This window comes from Photobacterium aquimaris (assembly GCF_002954455.1).
GTDB classification, from domain to species: domain Bacteria; phylum Pseudomonadota; class Gammaproteobacteria; order Enterobacterales; family Vibrionaceae; genus Photobacterium; species Photobacterium aquimaris.
This window is the reverse complement of sequence record NZ_MSCC01000002.1, coordinates 1,081,520-1,102,186: the sequence shown is the minus strand read 5'-3', so window position 1 is coordinate 1,102,186 and position 20,667 is coordinate 1,081,520. Positions and strand designations below refer to the sequence as shown.

At 36.7% G+C, this 20,667-nt stretch carries 16 protein-coding genes and 2 pseudogenes; 6 read left to right on the top strand and 12 right to left on the bottom strand.

Features of this window, described 5'->3' with window-relative positions; genetic code table 11:
- Window positions 1-107 precede the first annotated feature (107 nt).
- Both BTN98_RS15655 and BTN98_RS20200 read right to left on the bottom strand, forming a co-directional pair.
- Window positions 108-1,541 (bottom strand): APC family permease, encoded by a 1,434-nt coding sequence (locus BTN98_RS15655; protein WP_082732163.1) that lies wholly within the window; start codon window positions 1,539-1,541, stop codon window positions 108-110.
- Window positions 1,542-1,800: 259 nt separating this feature from the next.
- Complete coding sequence (locus BTN98_RS20200) at window positions 1,801-2,196, bottom strand: hypothetical protein (protein WP_146107033.1); 396 nt, start codon at window positions 2,194-2,196, stop codon at window positions 1,801-1,803.
- A 485-nt stretch (window positions 2,197-2,681) separates the two neighbouring features.
- Between BTN98_RS20200 and BTN98_RS15650 the strand changes: the two genes are divergently transcribed.
- Complete coding sequence (locus BTN98_RS15650; RefSeq protein ID WP_065190083.1) at window positions 2,682-3,398, top strand: GntR family transcriptional regulator; 717 nt, start codon at window positions 2,682-2,684, stop codon at window positions 3,396-3,398.
- A gap of 158 nt (window positions 3,399-3,556) precedes the next feature.
- Window positions 3,557-4,738: an amino acid aminotransferase gene (locus BTN98_RS15645; RefSeq protein ID WP_060998462.1), complete on the top strand. Its 1,182-nt coding sequence runs from the start codon at window positions 3,557-3,559 to the stop codon at window positions 4,736-4,738.
- A 74-nt stretch (window positions 4,739-4,812) separates the two neighbouring features.
- Here BTN98_RS15645 and BTN98_RS15640 read toward each other — a convergent pair whose 3' ends face one another.
- The 3 genes from BTN98_RS15640 to BTN98_RS15630 form a co-directional block, all read right to left on the bottom strand.
- Window positions 4,813-5,193: a PH domain-containing protein gene (locus BTN98_RS15640; protein WP_060998463.1), complete on the bottom strand. Its 381-nt coding sequence runs from the start codon at window positions 5,191-5,193 to the stop codon at window positions 4,813-4,815.
- A 75-nt stretch (window positions 5,194-5,268) separates the two neighbouring features.
- Complete coding sequence (locus BTN98_RS15635) at window positions 5,269-5,691, bottom strand: DUF3859 domain-containing protein (RefSeq protein WP_060998464.1); 423 nt, start codon at window positions 5,689-5,691, stop codon at window positions 5,269-5,271.
- Between the two features lie 106 nt (window positions 5,692-5,797).
- Window positions 5,798-6,622 carry a 5'-methylthioadenosine/S-adenosylhomocysteine nucleosidase gene (locus BTN98_RS15630; RefSeq protein WP_060998465.1) on the bottom strand — a complete coding sequence of 275 codons (825 nt, stop codon included), beginning with the start codon at window positions 6,620-6,622 and terminating at the stop codon, window positions 5,798-5,800.
- Window positions 6,623-6,817: 195 nt separating this feature from the next.
- Between BTN98_RS15630 and BTN98_RS15625 the strand changes: the two genes are divergently transcribed.
- The gene (locus tag BTN98_RS15625; protein WP_060998466.1) at window positions 6,818-10,255 is read left to right on the top strand and encodes a M66 family metalloprotease; all 3,438 of its coding nucleotides are present in this window, start codon (window positions 6,818-6,820) and stop codon (window positions 10,253-10,255) included.
- 112 nt (window positions 10,256-10,367) lie between these two features.
- Here BTN98_RS15625 and BTN98_RS15620 read toward each other — a convergent pair whose 3' ends face one another.
- Both BTN98_RS15620 and BTN98_RS15615 read right to left on the bottom strand, forming a co-directional pair.
- Window positions 10,368-11,285, bottom strand: coding sequence for a permease (locus BTN98_RS15620; RefSeq protein ID WP_060998467.1), 918 nt, complete (start codon window positions 11,283-11,285; stop codon window positions 10,368-10,370).
- A gap of 145 nt (window positions 11,286-11,430) precedes the next feature.
- A complete protein-coding gene (locus tag BTN98_RS15615) occupies window positions 11,431-11,736 on the bottom strand; it encodes an ArsR/SmtB family transcription factor (RefSeq protein ID WP_412779387.1) in 306 nt (101 codons plus the stop codon).
- A gap of 124 nt (window positions 11,737-11,860) precedes the next feature.
- Between BTN98_RS15615 and BTN98_RS20695 the strand changes: the two are divergent.
- Window positions 11,861-12,109, top strand: a pseudogene (locus BTN98_RS20695) (hypothetical protein); the annotation flags it as partial.
- Here BTN98_RS20695 and BTN98_RS15605 read toward each other — a convergent pair.
- Window positions 12,051-13,376: an acyltransferase family protein gene (locus BTN98_RS15605; protein ID WP_060998468.1), complete on the bottom strand. Its 1,326-nt coding sequence runs from the start codon at window positions 13,374-13,376 to the stop codon at window positions 12,051-12,053. The pseudogene BTN98_RS20695 and the gene BTN98_RS15605 overlap by 59 nt on opposite strands.
- 533 nt (window positions 13,377-13,909) lie before the next feature.
- On the opposite strand from BTN98_RS15605, the gene BTN98_RS15600 reads away from it, so the two are divergent.
- Window positions 13,910-14,695: an acyltransferase family protein gene (locus BTN98_RS15600; protein WP_328585762.1), complete on the top strand. Its 786-nt coding sequence runs from the start codon at window positions 13,910-13,912 to the stop codon at window positions 14,693-14,695.
- 171 nt (window positions 14,696-14,866) lie between these two features.
- On the opposite strand, the gene BTN98_RS20865 is transcribed toward BTN98_RS15600, so the two are convergent.
- The 3 genes and pseudogenes from BTN98_RS20865 to BTN98_RS15585 all read right to left on the bottom strand — a co-directional run bounded on the left by BTN98_RS20865 (window position 14,867) and on the right by BTN98_RS15585 (window position 16,584).
- Window positions 14,867-15,103 carry a glycosyltransferase family 9 protein gene (locus BTN98_RS20865; protein ID WP_082732166.1) on the bottom strand — a complete coding sequence of 79 codons (237 nt, stop codon included), beginning with the start codon at window positions 15,101-15,103 and terminating at the stop codon, window positions 14,867-14,869.
- 14 nt (window positions 15,104-15,117) lie between these two features.
- On the bottom strand, window positions 15,118-15,384 hold the full coding sequence (locus BTN98_RS15590; protein ID WP_060998470.1) for a glycosyltransferase family 9 protein: 267 nt from the start codon (window positions 15,382-15,384) through the stop codon (window positions 15,118-15,120).
- A gap of 42 nt (window positions 15,385-15,426) precedes the next feature.
- Window positions 15,427-16,584, bottom strand: a pseudogene (locus BTN98_RS15585) (IS3 family transposase).
- 921 nt (window positions 16,585-17,505) lie between these two features.
- Here BTN98_RS15585 and ltrA point away from each other — a divergent pair.
- Window positions 17,506-18,978: a group II intron reverse transcriptase/maturase gene (gene ltrA / locus BTN98_RS15580; protein ID WP_061000697.1), complete on the top strand. Its 1,473-nt coding sequence runs from the start codon at window positions 17,506-17,508 to the stop codon at window positions 18,976-18,978.
- Between the two features lie 326 nt (window positions 18,979-19,304).
- Here ltrA and BTN98_RS15570 read toward each other — a convergent pair whose 3' ends face one another.
- A complete protein-coding gene (locus BTN98_RS15570; RefSeq protein WP_061000688.1) occupies window positions 19,305-20,450 on the bottom strand; it encodes a M14 family metallopeptidase in 1,146 nt (381 codons plus the stop codon).
- Window positions 20,451-20,667 lie beyond the last annotated feature (217 nt).

The window sequence follows — 20,667 nt, the reverse complement described above, 5'->3', positions numbered from 1 at the left end:
TGTTATAAGAGAGGAAAGCCATTACTGATAAATCATTAATTTTATTTAATGGCTTTCTCTCTGTTACCTGCGATAGCGTTGATAAACGTTAAGGAGGTTATTGACTATTAATGTGTTTTCGCTGCAACTTTAGCTAATTCTGCTTTGTTTGAGCGTTTACCCCATGCGTATACGATAATTGGAATAATCACCATGATAACTAAGCCGAAGAACTGGAAGTTGAAGTAACTGCTTGCAGTACCGACGTAGCTTGATGGTGCTTGAAAACCAAAGTAACCCGCTAGTAGACATGTTGCGATACCTAAGCCAGAGCAGATCCACATACCGATGTTGCCACCAGGAACAGTAAAGCTACGCTTGATATCAGGACGTTTGTAGCGAAGGTAAATAGCTGCAGAGAACATCAATAAGTAAGCAACGATGTAAACTAAAGACGTTAAACCTAGAAGCATAAAGTAGAAAGAGTCTACGTTAGGCATTACACAGATAAGCACACCCACAATTGAGATTAGGATAGCTTGAAGGTAAATAAGGTTAACCGGCACGCCTTGTTTGTTGGTTTTTTGTAGAACCTTAGGTAGTGCGCCAGCGTTAGCTGTTGCTTGTAGACCACGAACAGGACCAAGAACCCATGAGTTCACCTGACCTGCAAGACCGATAGCCATACAAATTGCCATGATAGGTGTTAACCAACCTAGACCCCACATCTTGAAGTAAGTCTGGAATGCTTGGATAAGACCTGCTGTCATTGAAATATGTTTAGTTGGAATACCAATGAAGATAGCAAATGAACCAACAACAGACACAATAACTACAAATAATGCAACTAAGAACACTGCAATAGGATAGTTACGCTCGGCATTTTTAACGTGAGATACGTTAGATGCTGATACTTCCATACCCATTACTACGAATACGAAGCCGATAAACAGTGCCCAAGTACCTTTGTCTGAAAAATCAGGAATAAGGTTAGCTGTAGTAAATGAAAGGTCAGTAACAATTGGGTGACCACCAACAAGGTAGGCAATCGCACATGCTACAAGTACAAAGAATGGTAAAAATACACCCAAGATTACACAAAGAGTAGATACCCAACCCAGTGTTTTAACACCACGCATATTACCTAGCGTACATGCCCAGTAAACCACTAAGATTACGGCAAGAATGTACATCTTGTTTTGTGCTAATGCAGGATCAAAAGCATAAGCAAAAATTGCACCGACAATCATCAAGATAGATGTCATGCCGAATACCATTTGAATCCATTGCATCCATACAGCAACGAAACCCATGCGCTCGCCAAATGCTTCACGAACCCAGATAAAGATACCACCATCTTCAGGCCAAGCTGTTGCTAGTTCTGCCGAAACAAGTGCCGTTGGAATCATGAAACAAATTGCTGCTGCTAGCGTCAAGAATATCGTCATCATTCCTGGCTGCGCTGTCATAGGGAGTGTACGAACACTCATAACAACCGCAGCGGTAATCATGACGAAACTAAATACGCCAATTTTAGCGGGTGAAGAATTGGAGCTTGCCATTGTAGACCTCAAAATCTATCAGTTAAGCAGTAAAGACTTAAAAAACGATACTCTATAAATATTAAAAATATCGATATTTAAACTGTCTGTCCGTAAAAATCGATTTTATAGTAATGATCGATTTTAGTTTTGGGAAGCGAATTTAGCTGCCAAATTCTGATAGTTTAATTTGCATTTTTAAGCAATTGTCGTTTTGGTGATAGTTGTATATTTAGAGGAAACAAATACTAAGCAATATGCATATTGTATAGGATGGTGATTAACGCACTAGTCGAGCAACAATGATGGTTATTAAGCTGGCGATAAACGCAGCAATACTGGCGACGAATAAACTAACGGCAGGCGATAAGAGATACAGTGAAATATAATGGTCACTGGTTTCACTAATCACATTTACAGCGTAAGGCATTGTTATAGAAAAACATATACACGTTATCCAAGCAAAGAATAATACCCAAGCAGAATATGATTTGATGACGGTAAGTGCTTTATTATGGAAAACTTCATAGTGTTTAATAACATAATGTAAACCAAAAAGAGGGACTAACGACCATAGAATGATAGAAAAACTGAATACACTGTGTTGATTATGCCAATTAAACATTATGAGATTAATGATAAATACGCAAACAATAGAATAAATACGATTAGTCATGACAATAAAAGGTCAGTTAGGCATTAATGTCTAATATTATATTTTTTATTTAGTATAAATATCGCTACATTGCTCATAAAACAGCATAAGAAGTAGTTTTTCTAAATATAATGGTTAAAAATATAACCTTTATTAAATTTGTATATGTTTATGGTATATTTAAATGTCAGTAAGGGGTTCTATATTATTAGTGTGACTTATTTAACTTATTGATTTTTAATTTTATAAGTAATCGATGAGCTATAAATAGTCATTATTCGTATAAAAAATGCATTATTGTAGATAACACATAATTTAAGTTAACAACAAAAACATGAGTACGCATTTGTTGTTGTGAATAGTTACCCATTTTAGCAGCATTAAAATAAAGTGCAATTATTCATAAATAATGCAGTTTTGGGTGTGTGAGAGTAATGAAATTTGGTTAATTGTCTGTGATGATTGTTAGTGAGACAAGTTTTATATTTAATCTGATGAAAGACTAGATGGTTGGTATGACTAAAAATAACTTTGCAACCATAAGCGATAGAATAATGTGCCAAATCAGGCACGATATCTTATGTGGTGAGTTTGAAGCTGGACAGAAACTGCTTTTAAGTGAATTAAAAGAGCGTTATCAAGTTGGTGGAACACCGTTACGAGAAGCGATGGTGCAATTATCGTGGCAAAAGTATGTCACTATGAAACCACAAAAAGGGTTTTGGGTTGCAGATGTATCCCTTGATGAGCTACGAGGGATTTTAAAAGCTCGTTTGGCACTAGGACACGTTGCGTTAAAAGATGCGATTAAAAAAGGTGATGAGGCTTGGGAGTTACAGATTTTAACTGCTTTTCATAAGCTCAATCGCTTAGATCCTGAATCAGCCTTGTTTGATTATGATGAATGGGAATTACGCCATAAAGAGTTTCATTTATCGTTAGTAGCGTGTGAAGGATCAGAGTTTATTCGAGGTATGATTTCGCATGTTTACGATCAGCAAGAACGTTATCGCCATTTTTTACTCAACGCACGCTTATCACCAGAAAAGCAATATCATGATAACGGTGAACATGAAGCGTTGATGAAAGCGGTATTAGCCCGTAATGTTGAGCTGGCATGCCAATTACTAGAAGAACACAGTGAGCGTTTGTATTCTTTATTGGAAAAAGCACCATCATTAAAAGCATTACTAAACTTACCTGATGATGAAACCATTTGGTAATACCACCCATTAATAATTGATTAAGTTATGAAGTTTAACTTAATCAATTAATCCATCTTGTCTCTTTATAATAAATGTGTATTAGGTGATTATTTCTAATGACGGCATGAAATTGAAATGCTAATTTGAATTCATGCTTGTTAAATGGAATTTAATTAATGTTCACACAACTCTCAGCGGCACAACCAGATCCTATTTTATCATTATCACTTATTTATAATGCTGATCAGCGCGAAAATAAGATGGATCTTGGCATTGGCGTTTATCGTAATAACCATGGTCAAACCCCGATCATGACGGCAATCTCACAGGCCGAAAACCGCTTATTGCAAACCCAAACTACTAAATCTTATGTGGGGCTTGCGGGAAGCGAAGTGTTTAACCAAGCAATGATTGATTTATTGCTTGCTAATACATCAGCACATAGCCGTACTGTGGGTGTTCAAACACCAGGTGCTAGTGGTGCATTGCGTATGCTAGCAGATCTACTTCATGTGGCTAATGCTAATACTACTGTTTGGCTGACCGATCCAAGTTATGTTAACCATAAACCAGTTATGGAAGCTGCTGGGCTCAAGGTCAAATTTTATCCCTACTTTGATCGTGTTACTAAACAAGTAAATACTGATGCCATGCTATCGGCATTAGCACAGGCTGGCAGTAATGACGTAGTATTGTTACATGGTTGTTGTCATAACCCTACTGGTGCTGATATTAGCCTTGAAGATTGGCAAGCGATCACAGCGCTCGCTAATAAAAATGGTTTTTTGCCGTTTGTTGATATGGCATACCTTGGTTTTGGTGATAGCTTAGAGCAAGATGGCGCTGGCTTGAAGTTCATGGCTGACAATATAGAAGAAATGATGATTGCGACATCATGTTCAAAGAACTTTGGTTTATACCGTGAACGTACGGGCGCAGCATTGTTAGTCGGCGGTAATATTAGCGATGCTCAAAAAGCTAAAGGACGTATTCTGACACTTGCTCGTGCAAGTTATACCATGCCGCCGGATCATGGTGCTGCGCTTGTTGCTGATATTTTGACGGACAGTGCGCTAACAGTGGTCTGGAAACAAGAATTGACGATGATGCAACAGCGTATTATTGGGTTACGTCAGCACTTAGTACAAACATTAACAGCCAAAGGTTGCGATCAATTTACGTTTATTGCTGATCATAAAGGCATGTTCTCAATGACAGGGTTATCGCCTGAGCAAATTATGCGTTTACGTGATGAGTTCGCTATTTATGCGGTCGGTGATGGACGCGTTAATATTGCTGGTCTACAAGAGCAGCAGATTGATTATCTCGCAGATGCATTGATCGCCGTTACTCAGTGATTGTTTTGATTTAATAGCATAATTGCAAAAGGTTCGCTATTTGGCGAACCTTTTTTATTTGTTAGACAATATGGTTACTTACCCGCAATTTTTGCTGCAAGTAAGCCTTGTAATGCATAGATATTTGTTGAACCGTTAAATTCAAGTGCAATTGGATCATGCTGACCTGAGATCCACAGTTTTAATTCAGCATCGAGATCAAAGTGACCTGTTGTTTCAACCGTGTACATTGTAATTGATTTATAAGGTAAAGAGCGGTATTCCACTTTACGGCCGGTTAACCCTTGCTTATTAATTAAAATTAAACGGCGATCGGTTAGAATGATCATATCGCGAATTAATTTATAAGCTAATTCAATCTGTTCACCTTCGCCTAAAATCGTTGCTAACTCTTCTGTAGCATCGTCAAGACTCATTTCACCCGCATTACCTAAAATAGCGTTAAACAGACCCATGATTTATATCCTATAAAATAATTAACTGGTGGTGGTTGCTGCAGTCTAATCGAATTGTGTTTTTTATGCTAGTGACTAGCAGCCGCGACGCTTCCAAAATTGGTTTTCATCGTGGCTATACACGTTAAAGGTTTTCTCTGCGATGATGGTATTGTTTATTTCTAGTGTCATTCGCCACGGCCCAATTTTATTATCAATCGGTGCCCAAATAGTATCGCCGAGATAGAAATCCCAATCGTTATTGCGAATATATAATTCACCATCAAATGGTGCCATAATCTCGCCATCAGCATCGGTAATCTCAGGGTGGTAAATACAGTAACGGATCTTTTCACCTTTGGCTTTTTTGATATTAACGGTAAAACCAAACTCAATATCAATTTCAGCAGGTACATCGAGCGTGAACTGCTGCACTTTGGGTAATTTTTTTGATTCAGAATCCCATGTTGAGTAAATACCGTATGAGTCGATACGAACAATTGCTTTTGATTTTGCCATTATAGAGTCGTCTATTGCTGGTGGATAAGGTGCTATTATAGCGACAAAATACGTCGTTATCGAATGACAAGGGCGCTGATAACACCCTTGCTATTTTTGATGCTTTTTAATTACGTATCATGATAACTTTTTTTGTGTAATCAAGTACAAATTGCTGACAATCGACAGCTGTTTGAGGATCAAAATCTTGATTATGCAGATCAGTATTAGACAATATACGAATGCCAATAAAAGGCACTTTATAAGCTTGTGCCACTAATGCCGCTGATGAGGTTTCCATTTCTTCAACCGCAGTATTGAAATTGCTATGTAGCCAATTAATACGATCAACTTCGCGGTTCCATTCATCAGCCGTACCGATAATACCTGTCACAACCTTGCCTTTTTTATAAGTGCTTGCCATTGATTGGGCGATATTGATTAAACCTTGATCGGCATAGAAAGCATTATGTTCGACTAATTTACCTTGATCACGTAACCGCATAGTAACGCTAAAATTCTGCCATTTGGTTGGATCAATCCCTTGGCCTTTTTCAGTAAATTCTGATTTATATGCACCCATATTAAAACTGGTTTTACCAATCACGATATCACCACGTTGTAACTGTGGATCATGCCCACCAGATGTTCCCTGATTAATAATTAATGCTGGCTTAAAGCGCTCAATGGCAACGGTCGTTGCTGCTGCTGCATTAGCAATACCCACTTCTGTTCGAGAGATAATAACAGGGTAATCGTTAATCGTACCTTGCCAAAAAGTCCATGAACCTACTTTTGTTTGTGATGTGTTTTTAAGCGCATTAACAAGGGTAGTGGTTTCAATATCCATCGCGCCCTGAATCAATATTGGTGCAGAGACTGGTGTTGATGCAATGCTCACCGAGGATAAAAAAAGACAGCAAAGTAAAAAAAAACGTTTAAGTAAAGACATTGAGAACCTTTGAATAATGAAAGATAAAATCAGCGCGTAATGTAATTAAAGCAAACGATTGCGTCAATGGCTTTTTAGTGCTTTGTAAATAACTAATTTTAATGGTTGATATAATTTTTAATTGTATGTTTGTGAGGTGTAATATATCTTATTGGTAGCAATATAGTGCCCACCTTGATGCGTAGGAGTTACGTAATGAAAATTAAATTGTTAGCTGTACTTATTGGTGGAAGTTTGTTCAGTACTGGTGCTTTGGCAACAGATAATTCATTGACTGATATAGCAACAAATACCTTTGATATACTCAATAATATGCAAGCATTAGCTCAACAACCAAGCAATGTTATTGAGCGTGATGGTCAACAATATTTGCAATATAAAGGTAAAGAATATCGATTGAATCATGAACAATCACCGATGTTTCCTTTAAATGATACCAATGGTGAATACAGCACCGCTTTTCCATTTGTCGGTCCAGAGTGGGAATATGTTGCATATAACGGCGGTTTTTATTTACTTCATCGCCAATTTGGTATCATGAATTCTGATGATACTGGGTGCTTTGTAGAATATATTCCGGCAGCACGTGGTTCTCAACATGATGATGGTAGTTACATTTGGGAAAGTGAATTAGTACAGCGAACAGTAACGTCTGATTGTGGTGATTTATCTATGCCTATTATTTCAGAGTTTAAGACCGGATCTGTGTCAGATATTGGTGTTGAACTGGTTTGGAATGATACGGCAGTCGGTAATAGCTACAAAATTGAATTAACGGCATACCGAGAAGGCGAATCTTCAATTACTTATAATTACTCAGCGAAGAACTCGGGTTTTTATATCGCAGATCTTGAGCCAAATACACAATATGATGTCAAGTTGGTCGAGTGTAATCAACTTGGATGTGATGAAAAAAGCCTTTCTTTTAATACGTTATCTTCACGTTTAAGTTATAACGATAGTCGTCAAGCTGTTAATCATTTAGTCGGTAACTTAAAAGCCAATGTGGCACTAGCACAAACACATACTAGCGTCGCCCCTTATGGTAATGATGAGGTTAAACATCCTAATTTAGTGATGAATCGTGAGAGTTTATTGCTTGTTACGCCTAAATTAAGAAATGTAAATCAGCTATGGGTTGATGTTGAGTTAGATGGTGTGAGCATGGGACGTTTCTTGATGAATCCACCAAGTGCATTACCTGATACTGATCAGCTCGATAACGGTAAAAGTAAAGTAATTTTCTCTCACTATGCATGGAGTTTGCCGTTAAACTGGGAGTGGATGAAGCCTGGTTTATCTCTAAAATTTAGCGATAATCGTGATCGCGAAGGTGAAATAACTCAAGATCTGTTGGCCTTTGGTGGTGCGCCAGAGCTTGTTATTCAAAATATTGATATTGGTATGCTAGTTGAACCTCGTAATCAATATGACATGATTAATAACATGGAGCAGTTAGCCACTGATTACTTCCAAAAAATACCAGTTTCTAAAATGGTTGTGGCTGATTATACCCCGTTGCATTTGCGTAAAGTGACATTGCCAAACGGTAAGGTTTATACTAAAGCCAGTGAATATGCAACACCTGGAATTTACGAAGGTGATATGCGTGAATATATCGGTAAGCGATTAATTTCTATTGGTATTAATAATGCTAACTTTGGTGTCGTTGATACTGCTGGAGGGGATGCAAGTTGGCCGCGCCCATTTAGCCATATCACAGCACATAATAATCGTGGTCGTTATTTAGTTAAAGATAAAGAAAGTGGTGTTATTACGTCTACTGTTGTTAACCACGGTTTAAGTGGTGGTGGTGGCATAGTAACGTTAAGTGGTACTCGTGGTAACGAATGGTCGCATGAACTAGGGCATAATTTTGGTCGTGGCCATCACCCGAAAAATGCGTCTCTTCATGATATGGAATCTGGCTGGGGCTGGGATGCGCGTTATAAGCGTTTCATTGGTAACATTCATTGGTCTGATGCAGCAATTACCATGACTAATAATAATAGTGGTGAAAGTGTACCACCATTTGCAAATGAATTCCGTTTTATGCGTGAAGCAATGGCTGACGGTGAAGTTGCGTTAACAGGTTTAATTAGCAATTATACCCTAGAGCACCCAATGGCAACTCGTGTAACTCAAGATTGGTTTAATCGCTCTAATAATCTTGATATGAATAGCTCAACAGGTTTTGTTAAATGGGATCAAACTAGCCAACGTTATGTTGAATCAGATACAGGTTTTGCAGTGCCTACACAGCAAGGCGTGCCAGTGATCACTGTACTTGGAATTTATGATCCAACTGAAACAAATTCGAGCCAGATATACCCATTAACCTACTCAAATTACGGTAATTTATTTGATCTACCAGCGCCAAGTACAATAGCTCCTCAACGTGAGGGTTGGGTTGCGATCACCGATCTTAATGATACAGATCGAGAGCTAACACAATGGCAACAAATTAAAATAGACAATCAATGGCTGCCGTTATGTCAGTTTAGCTACACCAACACGAATGGTGAAATAGCCAATTTTGTGGGTTATGAAGACACGACAACAGCAATGTGTCGAGTATCATCTGATATGTTCTGGTCGGTTAACAATCAACGTGAAGTACCTGTTTCTAGCGTTAATGATTACCAATTGCTAGCATCTAAAGGTGATAAACTGGGTAATGTTACTTATACGCCAACAGTTGAATTAGGTGAAAAGACATTGTGTTCATTGGATAAACCAGGCACATCAAATGATGGTGCTGGATTTATTGAAAATGATAAGTGTGTGCAAATTGCCAATGTTAAACATATTAACGGTGCTAATTGGGCGTATGCAACTCACCAAGGTGGTATTAAGCAATATAGTTTAACTTCACAAAAGCAGTGCCAGTTGATCGTTGAAGGTGAAAATGGCGATATTACAAATATTGCGTTAAGTGGTTTTCGCTACAACAGCAGTGAAAGTAATAAATTGCACCTTAATTTACCTGCAGATAATCACCCTGCGCGTATTAGTATCGAATGTGCATCAATTTCTGGAACTGAATCAGTGCTCGATACTGTTACAACACCACGTAATCCGGCAGTTGCTGATCTAAGAGAACCGGTAATTATTGGTCAAGAGCATGGCTATAAAGTACTGGAGTCTTCAATACCAGCTGGTTGGTTTGCACATACTGAAGGGTTTGATCCTGCAACATTATCAGTTCGAGATCGCACCTTACTAGCGACCTTAAGCGTAGGCAGTGAAAGACCTAATGTTTGTCGTTTTCCTTTAACCATTAATGGTGTTGAGCAAACGGTACACGGTTATGTTGAAAACTTTGGTAACGGTGATTTCCAATGTACAGGTGGTACAGAAATTACAGTGACAGATAGTCAAGGTGAGATGCCATTAGTATCGGCTGTTAATCAATTCGAATGGATATCGCTCAATAATCCACAACAAGTAGGTCAACGAGTAAAAGCAGTTGCAGATAATGATGCTAATTTATGTAGTGTAACTCGCAGTGGTTTTTATGGGGCTGGTTTTATCAATGCTGGTGGTCAGTGTACTCAAGTACAGGGTATAAAATGGTCAAATGGTAATCACTGGACCTTCTCTAGTAGTCACGGTCAGTATAGTTACCAGTAAAAGATGAACTGTTGCCAGTGATAGCTAATATAGCTGTTTATAAATATTATTATTAATGTTTAACCTAATAAATCCCTCATTCAAAAAGAGTGAGGGATTTTTTAAGATTATTTTAAAACAGCAATTGATACAGAAAACCTGCGCTGATAGCCATACCAATAATAACCGCTAAAAAAACGATAATCATTTGATTCTTAAAGATAGATTTTAGTAGTATCACTTCAGTTAAACTTGCACCTGCACTGCCAATAATCAATGCCATTACCGCACCTAGGCTCATACCTTTAGCTGCTAGTGCAGCACTTAATGGAATTACGGCCTCAGCACGAATATAAAGTGGAATACCAATAATAGCCGCAACAGGGATCGCAAATGGGTTATTTTCACTGGCAACCTTCGCCACAAATTCAGTTGGCATAAAACCATAAATCATCGAACCTAATGCAATTCCGCCAATTAAATAGGGCAATACTTTTTTAAAATCTGTCCATGTTGTTTGCCAAATTTGAAGCCATTTATTGGTCGGTTGTGGAGTCGCATTACAGCTGGATCCGCAACATGATGGTTTAAGCTCGCTATAAGCTTCGGCTTTAATGTATTTTTCAAAGCCTAATTTTTCTAATAAATAACCGGCAATAATAGAAACACCCATTGCGATCACAAAATAAAACACCGTCACTTTTATGCCAAAGGTCACCGCAAATAAACCAATAATAATCGGGTTAAGCAGTGGGCTTGCAAACAAAAATACCATCATGGTGCCAAATCCGGCTTTAGCACGTAACAACCCTTTTAAAAATGGAATGGTAGAACATGAGCAAAAGGGAGTGATAGCGCCAAGTAATCCTGCAATAAAGTAGCCTTTGCCATTTTTGCTACTAAGGATCGCCTGAATTTTTGCTGGTGGAATATAAACCTGCAACACGCCAACTAAATAACTAATCGCAAGAAAAAGTATAGTTAGCTCTAGCGCAAGAAAACCAAACATATGAAGGGTATTCATTATCATTTCTGAAGTAATGGTAAACATAATATTTATCTTTGTATTTCTAGTATTATCGAAATATAAGTTCGGGAAAGATCTTTGTCAAAAGAATAATTCGATATTTATGGAAATATTTAAGGCTAGAAAAGTTGATATTGTTTAATATGTTGAATAATAAGAATATTATTTTTTATTGTTCATCAATACAACATTCATCTTGGAGAAAGTTGATCACATTGGTTAAAGCATCGTATTGGGCAACGCAAAAAAGAGTTCGTCCTTCACGGCGTTGAATTAGTAATCCAGCCGAAGCAAGGCTAGAAATATGGTGCGATAGAGTAGAGCCTGGGATCGCAAGTTGTAGCTGAATATCACCAACAGCAATACCCTGACGACCTGCTTTTATTACGCGTTTAAAGATAGCTAAACGGGTTGGATGACCAAGTTCTTTGAGTGATTTTGCAATATGGTTAATGTCTATTGAATGAGTTGTCATCGTAAAAGCGGCCTTTATTGTAGTATTTATTTCCGTTGATATCGAAATATAACTAACTGTAGCTTAAAAAGAAAGTGTACTCATGTCGTAAATTATCTACAACTATTACAGTAACGACACTAGCTGTCATGTCCATGACCCTTCAGCAATTGCTTATGTGATTGGCCCAACGTTATTTACCATACGAAAAGGTGCAGTGCGGGTTGTGTGTGATGGCCCAGCGTCAGGAATGACATTACAAAAATTAGATAATAGACAGTACCAAACTGATGAATGGTCATCGATGCCGAGCCAACAGGCTGTTCTACATTTGATCAAAGAGATCTTCCTAAAGCTTGTCCATATCCTATCCATGGTATTTCTATTTTATTAAAGGTTAATAGTGATAAGTAACAAATAAAGAACCACATTAGAGTGCTACAAAAATAAAAGATATATGAGATATGAAGTATATTAAAATGAAGTAATGTCTTATTTATAATGAACCAACCAATAGAGTGAAGTAAATATAAACTAAAACTAGCATTTCCTAATCTAATAACACCTTTTAAATTAAGGAAATTAAACAAACTTGCACCGGATAGTAAAATAATAAAGAAAACTGAACATGAAAAAACAAAACTAAAAGATAGATAGCTTTTTTTATGAAAAATAACAAAAGGAATAAGGAATGAAATTATGAGTAGAATGTTTAAAATAAAACTTGGTATTTTTGAAATTAAAGGTCTGAAAAATGATTTATATTGATTACATAATGCGCCAACAATAAAAGAGGCACATATCACAGAGTCTTTGTAAATATAATGACTAAAATAAGAAGATAAAATTAATAATATAATTAAAGTTAATGTTACAGTGTTATACTTTTTGATATTAAAAAGAGACATTAAAAATGGTAGAAGAAAACTGATTGTAAAAATGGAAATAAATAGTGAAATAAATGATTTTGATGAGTAATTATAATTTTGAAAAACATAAAAAAACAAGAACAGTGATGCAAGTAGGATGTTGTATTTATTTGTTTTTCCCATTAATACACAAATAAAAGGTAGTGAAAAATATAACATCCACTCCCATTGAAGAGTCCATATAACACCACCCATAGTGACCCAAGATTGATGAATACCAAATATATCTGGTCGTAATGCTGATATACCACCATTGAGCCAATAAAAAATAGAATAAATATTATCTATATCTATTATCTGATTAATTGTTTGTTTTGTTAATATTAATAATATTGCAATACAAACTAAGGATTGAAATGTTATCATAGGGAATATTCTAGTAAATCTTTTTATATAGAAACTTTTCCATTTTATATCATTGTTGTTGCAGCATGAAACAAATAAATATCCAGAAATTAAGAAAAACACACATACAGAAAATACACCAAGGTAATCATTAAAAATATTGTGTTTAGATATACTCCATCCCTTACCTGAAAAATAGTTATAGCTAAAAATAAAATGGTGCATAGCAACAAAAGAAGCTAATAAAAATCGTATACCATCAATATTTGACTCTCTATTATAGTTATTTTTTTTATCTAAAAAATCAAAATATTTTGAACTAAACAAAAAACCTGAACTAATAATAATTAATATTACCCAAATTAAATTATATAAAGGATTTATCATGATATTCACAAGAAAATATTATTTAATTATTCGATAATAAACAATTATGAATATAAAAGCCATAATATCCATATTAAATTTATAACGCCAATTTTTTACTTCTATGTATTCGTGATAGTAATGTTTTTCTCTTGTAGACTATTTCGTAATTGATATGAACGTTAAATAGTGATTTCAAATTTGGAACAGGTTGTTAAATTAAATATCAATATTTAAATTTTCAAAGTAGATATATAACTAGCAAGAATATATTTCACGTAAATAACAAAAATATGTTTACGAGATTTAATCTTCAAGCGTTATACTCTCGGGGTATTATTATGGGTTGGTTTAGCATTTGAAAAATAGAAATATAACATTAGATCTTTTTAAAATATTACTAGCATTTATGGTGTTGGTTTGCATGGAGACATCCTTTCTACGTTTAGTCCGTTAGATTGTTTTTTGACAACCAACGGGATATTCAGAATAGCAGTACCTATCTTTTTTATTATTAATGGATATTATTTCACTACTGTGAATAATACATATAAATTAAAAAATGGCTTTATCGAGTATTTTTACTATATGTATTTTGGATGATATTATATTGTTATGAATGGTTCATTTTTCAACCATTTACTTTCACTTCGATGATCAAAAATATTATTAACTTTATTATTGGATATCATCAATTGTGGTATCTACCAGGAATGATTGGTGCAGGAATATTGACTTTTATATTCAGAGATAAAGTTAAATTAGGAATCATCATGACATTTACTTTATTTATTATTGGAGTGTTGATTCAATATTTAGCAAGCTATCATGTTTTCTCAAAACCAATACTCGATAAATTTGTAAATTATACATTTATACATCGTAACTTTTTATTTTTAGGATTTCCTTTTTTCTATATTGGTTACTTTATAAAAAATAGTAAGTCATTGGTTAAATTAAGTTTACCTGTTTTGATTTCAATATCCATTTTAGGCTTGGGGTTATTATTAGGTGAGAGCTGGTATAACTACAATAATCCACAAGAAAATGGTGGATTTGATAATTATTTATCTTTGATTTTAATATGCCCAGCTTTATTCTTACTATTTATTAATCCTAAATTAGCAAGATTAAGTAATAATGGTAATTTAGCTTTAATATCATCATCAATATATTTTATTCATCCATTTTGGTTCATTGTTTTAAATGAAGTCACAACATTTAATAAATTTGTTATGACACTATTTTGTTTTGCGTTGTCATTGATATCATCTTATTTATTAATAGCATTGTATAAGGTAAAAGTACAAAACAAACAGATATTTAAATTTATTCTATAATGTAGTGTATATATATTATAGCTGTAATGTATCCATGTTTGAATTTTTTAGTACAAATTAAGACCAATAAAAAATTAACCCTAGGTGACCGTCTCTATCGAGGCGGTCTTTATCTGTATAACTACGTTCATTACCATCAATTAAAGTCGTGCGTTAAGATAATGATTTTAATCATTTTAAAACTGTTAAATCAACAATATATTGTGCAGAATCATTCATCAATGCACTATGCTTTTTATCACTGTTTGGTTTCCAGTTTTTAGTATGAAGTTCAGACTGTGAATATAAACCTATTATTGGTTTATTATATGCTGTAGATATATGAACAAGAGCAGTATCAACAGATATAACACCATTAGATCTTTTTATAAGACAGATAGAATCTTGTATTGATGAAACAGTTAAAATATGACAGTTATGGCCTAATGCATGTGTCCATTTTTTTTGTTTTTAATATAATCGGGAACTATAAAAACACATATTAGGTTTTTTGTTTTTAACTCGTTAATTATTTCTTTACTTTTTTCTACCGTTATACACCTTTTCTTAGATGATGCAAATGGATTAAAAACGATATAATCTTTAATGTTTTTTTCAGTTAGAATTTTATCTGTTGATATTAAGTTATCTTGATTTTCATAAACTTTAAACATACCACTGACATGATCAAATCCATAAGCAGCCATCATATTTGAATAAACTATTGGTTGAAATAAGCCTTTATGAAGTGGTCAATAAATACTGGCCACAGTTTTAGAGGTTAACCAATATAATCGTTCAGATTCATTAGGGGTTAATCCACCATTATATTGGTGAGGCCTTAATTGGCTGTAATAGCCAATAATATATCGAGTGATTTCATGTTTTGCTTCAGCAAAACTACGATAGCCAACATTTGGAACCCATTCTGTTTTTAAACTTCTAAAGAAACGTTCCATTGGTGCGTTATCCCAACAATTTCCCCGACGAGATAAACTTTGTTTAATCTGGCATCGCCATAATAATTGTCGATAGTAGCGACTTGTATAATGACTACCTTGATCGCTGTGGAACATAACCTCTTTAGGTTTATGTCGTGATTCATAAGCCATCAGAAGTGCTTTACCTGTTAATCGACTATCAGGCGATAGAGACATCGCCCAACCAACAGGTTTTCTCGAAAATAGATCGATAACTACAGCAAGATACATCCAACGATTTCCAGTCCAAACATAGGTCACATCACCGACCCAAACTTGATTTGGTGATGTAACCGCAAATTGACGATCAAGGTGATTAGGAATCGCAATATGTTCCTGTTTTACTTTACGGTATCGATGTTTCGGCGATTGGCAACTAACAAGATTAAGGCCTTTCATTAGCTTAGATGCACGATATCGGCTTAACCATACCTGCAATACTTCTAGCCCCAGCAGAACCATCGCTAGCTGCATGTACCTCTTTGATTAAACAACGAAGTTTAATCAATTCAATAGAAATAAACTTTGGCCGTCTCTGCCAATATTTATAGCTACTGCGATGAACACCTAATACTTTGCATAACGTTGTTATGCTGTGGCTCTTCTTGATTTTCTCGATTAACGAGAATTGTTCAATGAGTCTGACATCAAGAGAGCGGTGGCTTTTTTTAATATTTCATTATGCTCTTCAAGTGTCGCTAACTTCTTTTTTAATTCTCGTATTTCAATTTGTTCAGGCGTCATTGGCGATGCTTTTGGAGCTTTTCCTTGGCGCTCCTCTTTAAGCTGTCGAACCCACTTATCCATAGTAGATTTACCCACATTCATTGCTTGGGCTGCTTCTGTTACTGAGTAATTTTGTTCTAGAACTAATTGTGCTGCTTCAAGCTTAAATTCAGCACTAAATAATCGTCTTGTACGCTTTGTCATAATGTCACCTATCCATGTTATGAGGTGATGATATCACCTCTGAGTAGGTGGCCAAATTTAATGTACCACTACAGCCTGCCATATCCAGTCATTATTATCGAACGAAGAAATAAAAAAACCATAGCTTAAAAATATTATAGAGAATATTTTTATGAATTTAATAGAATTATCCTTTTTCATTTTAGCTCTATCTTTATTCAGTAGTTAATGAAGATGTTTTACTCTTTTTGGTTAAATTGTGGTGTTTTTTTGTATCTGCGCAGTAGCTGAGTTAATTGGCTACTTCTAAATGCTGCTATCCATATCTCTTTAGTAGAGTTTGAACTCTAATTCATTTCTGTCCGTGCGACCTGAAGTCGTATGAAGCGTTGTTCACCGCTTTATGAGTGAACCGTCTGTATCACCAGATGAACCTACGAGCCTGAATAAAGCAGCGGCTCGGACAATGTAACGAAACTTGGCCGTTTGGCTGAGTGGGAAAAGAATCGTGAGAGGACGTTCCTCCTGAAAACCACAATTCGGGTAAGTGCTAGGTAGTCAGTATGATGAACGTATGTGAATCCATTCAAGGTGCGTTATGTGATGAAGCAGCGGAAGTGGTTAATACGCTGTGGCCAAAATGGCAATGAGAGTTGGAAAGAAGTTGGACAGTATTCTTTCGTGATCGCAGTACTCTCCGCACTATAGTGGGCATCTAAGCTGACATTTTACGTGACATACGGAACAGGGTAAGCCTGTATCACTCCCTCTGGGAAAGCCGCAGTGGCCGATAGTGATGCAGGTATAGGAGGTCGGAAAAAGCGAAAGCTACATTGTAATGATGTAGATACAGACTCATGTCTGATCACGAAAGTGAGCCCACTTCCGACTGGTCTCCCTTTGCGAGAGAGTTTGAAGAACTTTATTCAAGGAGAAAAGCAAATGGTGATCTCGAAAGAGATTAGTGCATCTTCTGACGGTGCTCAATGGCAGTCAATAGACTGGAAATCCGTTGAAGCGCACGTATTAAAGCTTCAAATGCGTATCGCAAAAGCAACTAGAGAAAAGAAATACGGTAAGGTGAACTCCTTACAGTGGCTCTTAACTCATTCTCGCTCAGCTAAGCTTCTTGCGGTTAGGCGAGTATCTCAAAACAAAGGCAGTAAAACGCCTGGAATAGATGGTGTCATCTGGAACACAGATGCACGCCGTATGAAAGCAGTCAATCAGCTTAGTCGCAAGACTTATAAAGCGAAGCCACTTAAACGTATCTACATTCCCAAAAAGAACGGCAAACTCAGGCCATTAGGCATTCCATGCATGGTTGATAGAGCGCAACAAGCACTCCACCTACTAGCACTAGAGCCTGTGTCTGAAACACTTGCTGATCCCAATAGTTATGGATTTAGATCTAATCGCAGTACTGCTGACGCAGTCAGTCAATGCTTCAAATGTTTGGCTCTAAAGAAATCAGCTAAATGGATACTTGAAGGGGATATCAAAGCCTGTTTCGACAAGATCGGCCATCAATGGCTTCTTGATAACATCGCTGTAGATAAGCGAATGTTGAAACAATGGCTAAGGTCTGGCTTTATGGACAAAGGTCTGTTCTATGATACTGATGAGGGTACACCACAAGGCGGAATTATATCTCCGACCTTGATGTTAATGACTCTCTCAGGGCTAGAGCAGTGCATAAAATCCACTGCGCTCAAAAAGAGCGCTAGAGCCAACTTTATTGGTTATGCGGATGATTCCGTGGTCACCTGCTCATCAACGGAAGTGCTAGTGAACGATATCAAACCGTTGATTGCTGACTTTTTGGCAGAAAGAGGGTTAACCCTCTCCGTAGAGAAAACGAAGCTTACTCACATTGATGATGGCTTTGACTTTCTGGGCTTCAACCATAGGAAGTACAAAGGAAAATTGCTTATTAAGCCGAGCAAATCCAACACGCTGTTATTTTTGAGAAACCTACGTGAACTCATCAAAAAGCACGCAACCATTCCTGTTAACGATCTCATCAAGTTGATAAATCCGAAACTCAGGGGATGGGCGAATTACTATCGCCACTGTGTTGCTAAGCAGATATTCGGGTATGTCGGGCACAATCTATTCCAAGCATTATGGTACTGGGCAGTTAGACGTCATCCAACCAAGTCCAAGGACTGGGTTGTTCATAAATACTTCCTCAACCGTAAAGGCCAATGGCAATTTCACGGTTGGCAGAAAGTCATGAACATGGATTGCCTGTTTAACCTATTCCAAATAGCAAAAGTGCCCATTGAGCGACATGTAAAAATCAAGAGTGCGGCGACTCCTTTTGACCCTGAATACCAAGAATACTTGGCAAAGCGGAAGTCAAAAAGACAAGCTCGTAACTCATGGGTTGATCCTGCTCTGACTGCTTTATAAGTTGCTGGGTGTCAAACGATGCCTTAGTGGAGGCTTGAGCCGTATGCAGTGAAAGTTGCACGTACGGTTCTTAGAGGGGCGGCACTTGGTAACAAGTGTCGTCTACTCGACATAAATGTGTTAACGATTAATTGAGAGTAAATGTGATCACCAAGCGATTCTGTCGTATCGTAATTACCAAGCGACTTTGTCGCCACTAGGCAAGTATCGACACTTAAAATCACTAATTTCATATTTTAATACATTTGTTATTTTATTCATATTGGTGAATAAAAACGGCCAACTAAATAGGTGGCCGCTGGCTTGGTGCTTATAGAGAGTCTGTATTAACGAAGCTCATCAGTAACAGCAAGCACTGCTGCTAGGGCATCGTGACCAAAGCCAATGCTACGCTCTGGAGACCAGCCGTATAGACTATCTGGCTGATTATTATGATCTTTAAATGGCATTTCAACAGTGTAAGATAAGCAGTTAAATTGCTCGCCAACCCAGTTTGAAGCTACAGTAAGGTTCGCTTCGCCTGGTTTATCTTTTCCGTAGCCGTGTTCGTCTTGGAATTCTGGCGTTACAGTTAATAGCGCTTGTTTGAATTTATTTTCAAGATTTTCAAGGCGCGCATCGTATGATGGAATACCTTCAGAACCCGCAACGAAGTTAAATGGAATTGCCTCATCGCCGTGAATATCAAGGAACATATCTACGCCTGTTGCTAGCATTTTCTCGCGTACGTAGAATACTTCAGGGCTGTTTTCTAATGATGGTGTTTGCCACTCGCGGTTAAGGTTTACACCGATTGCATTTAAGCGTAGGTGACCACGTGCGCTGCCGTCTGGGTTCATGTTTGGTACTACATAGAAGACGGCTTTGTTTAGTAGGGCACGACCAACAGTGTCGGTTTCATCTAATAAGCGTTGTACTAAGCCTTCAACAAACCATTCTGCCATGGTTTCACCTGGGTGCTGACGTGCAATAACCCAGATCTTTTTCTTTGGTGCTTCTTCGCTATCAGCGGCGTGCTCATCGCCAATCACTAATAGGCTAACATCACGGTTATCTAATGTATGACCGAGTGTTTCTAGGCGGCAGTTGTAATGACTTTGTGCAAGATGCAATAGATCTTGATGACGATCGTAGCTGTACGGTGCAAAGTAAGCAAAGTACATTGATTCATTTTCAGGGATCACGTTAAACGTTAATGTGTCGCCATCAAATTCTGAAGGAATACGGAACCACTCTTCACGATCGTAAGAAGCAACAACATCATAGCCATTCCAACCTTCAGGGTAGGCTGAGTTAGCAAGATCTAATAATTTAATGGTATGTGGCTGTTGAGCTTCTGACTCTAAACGGAAGTGAAACCATTGATGTAATTCAGATTGGTTATCGTTAGGAATACTAAGTTGAATGTCGTCTTTGCTTTCTGCTTTAACTACATTGATGCTACCGCTTTCAAAGTTACTGAAAATTTTCATGGTGTTTACTCGTTATCGTTATAAGTATTAATTTAGGCTATCACAAACGATGGCTATCGATAATGATTTTTGTTTATCAAAATAAGGTTTCATTGTTAGCTTAAGAGATGACATAACAATAAAAATGCATAGATTTTATTAAAACAATGATTAAAGCACATTAATGTGATTAAGTTGGCTTTTATAGTGATAACTTATGCAGCAATACTATAGATAC